The organism is Arthrobacter sp. I3, assembly GCF_000520575.1.
In the GTDB taxonomy this organism is placed as follows: domain Bacteria; phylum Actinomycetota; class Actinomycetes; order Actinomycetales; family Micrococcaceae; genus Arthrobacter; species Arthrobacter humicola_A.
This window is the reverse complement of sequence record NZ_KI914928.1, coordinates 59,179-61,190: the sequence shown is the minus strand read 5'-3', so window position 1 is coordinate 61,190 and position 2,012 is coordinate 59,179. Positions and strand designations below refer to the sequence as shown.

Sequence of the window (2,012 nt, the reverse complement as noted above, 5' to 3'; positions counted from 1 at the left end):
CAGGGACCGGTTGGGGATTATTTGGTGAGGTTGGCCAGGCGGTGCGGGCTGAGGAGCTCGGTGAGCTGCTCGTCGGTGAGCAGGCCGTGTTCGAGCACGAGTTCCGCGACGCCTTTGCCGGTGGCGAGGGCTTCCTGGGCGATGGCCGTGGCTGTGGCGTAGCCCAGTTGCGGGTTCAGGGCGGTGACGAGGCCGATGGATTGTTCCACGGTGAGGCGGAGGTGTTCGGTGTTGGCGGTGATGCCCCGGACGCAGCGGGCCGTGAGGGTGCGGCACGCGGCTTCCAGGTGGGAGATGCTCTTGTGGAGGCTGTGGACGATGATGGGTTCGAAGGCGTTGAGCTGGAGCTGGCCGGCCTCGGCGGCCATGGTGATGGTGACGTCGTTGCCGATCACCTCGTAGGCGACCTGGCTGACCACTTCCGGGATGACCGGGTTGATCTTGCCGGGCATGATCGAGGAGCCGGACTGCACCGCGGGGAGGTTGATCTCGCCGAAGCCGGCGCGCGGTCCCGAGGAGAGCAGCCGGAGGTCGTTGCAGATCTTGGAGAGTTTCACGGCGACCCGCTTGAGCACGCCGGAGAGGTGCACGAAGGCGCCGACGTCCTGGGTGGCCTCGATCAGGTCCACGGCCGTGATCAGCGGCAGGCCGGTGATTTCGGCCAGGTGCCGGCAGGCGGCCTCGGCGTACCCGGCGGGGGCGTTCAGGCCGGTGCCGATCGCGGTGGCGCCGAGGTTGATTTCGTGGATCAGCAGGTCGGCTTCGGCCAGGCGGAGCCGGTCCTCGCCGATCGTGACGGCGTAGGTGCCGAACTCCTGGCCGAGGGTCATGGGGACGGCGTCCTGGAGCTGGGTGCGGCCCATCTTGACCACGGTGCGGAACTCGAGGGCCTTTGCGGCGAAGGCGTCTTCGAGCTCGGTGAGGGCCTGGAGTAGTTCCCGGGCCGCGAAGATCGTGCCGAGCTTGACCGCGGTGGGGTAGACGTCGTTGGTGGACTGGCTGAGGTTGACGTGGTCGTTGGGGTGCAGCCGGGCGTAGTCGCCCTTCGGGTGCCCGAGGATTTCCAGGGCCCGGTTGGCGATGACCTCGTTGGCGTTCATGTTCGAGGAGGTCCCGGCGCCGCCCTGGATGACGTCGACGACGAACTGTTCGCTGAGTTTGCCGTTCATGACCTCGGTGCAGGCTTCCCCGATGGCGGCGGCACGCCCGGCGTCGAGGAGCCCGAGCTCGTGGTTGGTGCGGGCCGCGGCGAGCTTCACGGCGGCCAGCCCGCGGACCAGGTGCATGTTGGAGGACAGCGGCTGGCCGGTGATGGGGAAGTTCTCCACGGCCCGGAGGGTGTGGACGCCCCAGTAGGCGCCGGCGGGAACATCCCGGTCACCCAGGAGATCGTGTTCGGAGCGGAATTCTGCGCGTTCGTCGTGCGAGGTCATGGCGGTCCCTTACAGGTCTTTGGGGGCGTGGGAGATCTTGGGGTCAGCGAGGAAATCGGTGGCCTGCAGCAGCCCGACGGGCCGGCCGCCGCCCAGCACAGGGGTAGCGGCGAGGCGCGCCAGGGGGGAGGTGTCGACGTCGAGCGCGGCCAGGACCCGGACGGTGACAGGCATCCGGGCGCGGTCTCCGCCGTCGGAAACCTTCACGGCAAGGGCGCGGCCGTCCGGGAGGCCCACCAGCTGGACGCCCTCGAAGCCGTCCTTGGCGAGCAGGCCGGGGACCAGGCGCATCAGCGCGGTGACGTCCCGGTCCTCGCCCGCAACCATCTCGGGGTGGCGGCGCATGGCGCGGCCGACGGCGGCTTCCGCTTCGCCGGCTTCTGTTTCGCCGGATCTGGATCCGGACGCGGCGGCCGCGGCCAGGCGGCCGAAGGCGCGGGCCATGCCGCGCAGCGTGAGCGCGAAGAGCGGGGTGCCGCAGCCGTCAGTGGTGGTGCGCTGGGGGTCTTCACCGCTCAGGTCCGCCACGGTCCGGGCCACCAGCTGCTGCAGCGGGTGCGCCGGGTCCAGGTAGCCCTG

The 2,012-nt window shown here is 70.0% G+C and carries 2 protein-coding genes; both read right to left on the bottom strand.

Annotation, left to right across the window (positions count from 1 at the left end; genetic code table 11):
- Positions 1 to 17 precede the first annotated feature (17 nt).
- Entirely contained in the window at positions 18 to 1,433 is a 1,416-nt protein-coding gene (locus Y706_RS0112895; protein WP_028276901.1) for an aspartate ammonia-lyase, read from the bottom strand.
- Positions 1,434 to 1,442: 9 nt separating this feature from the next.
- A partial coding sequence (locus tag Y706_RS0112890; protein WP_028276900.1) for an asparaginase occupies positions 1,443 to 2,012 on the bottom strand: 570 nt, incomplete at its 5' end.

Coding starts and splice junctions, on each gene's coding strand:
- Y706_RS0112895 (WP_028276901.1), bottom strand. CDS start 1,433: ATGACCTCGCACGACGAACGCGCAGAATTCCGCTCCGAACACGATCTC.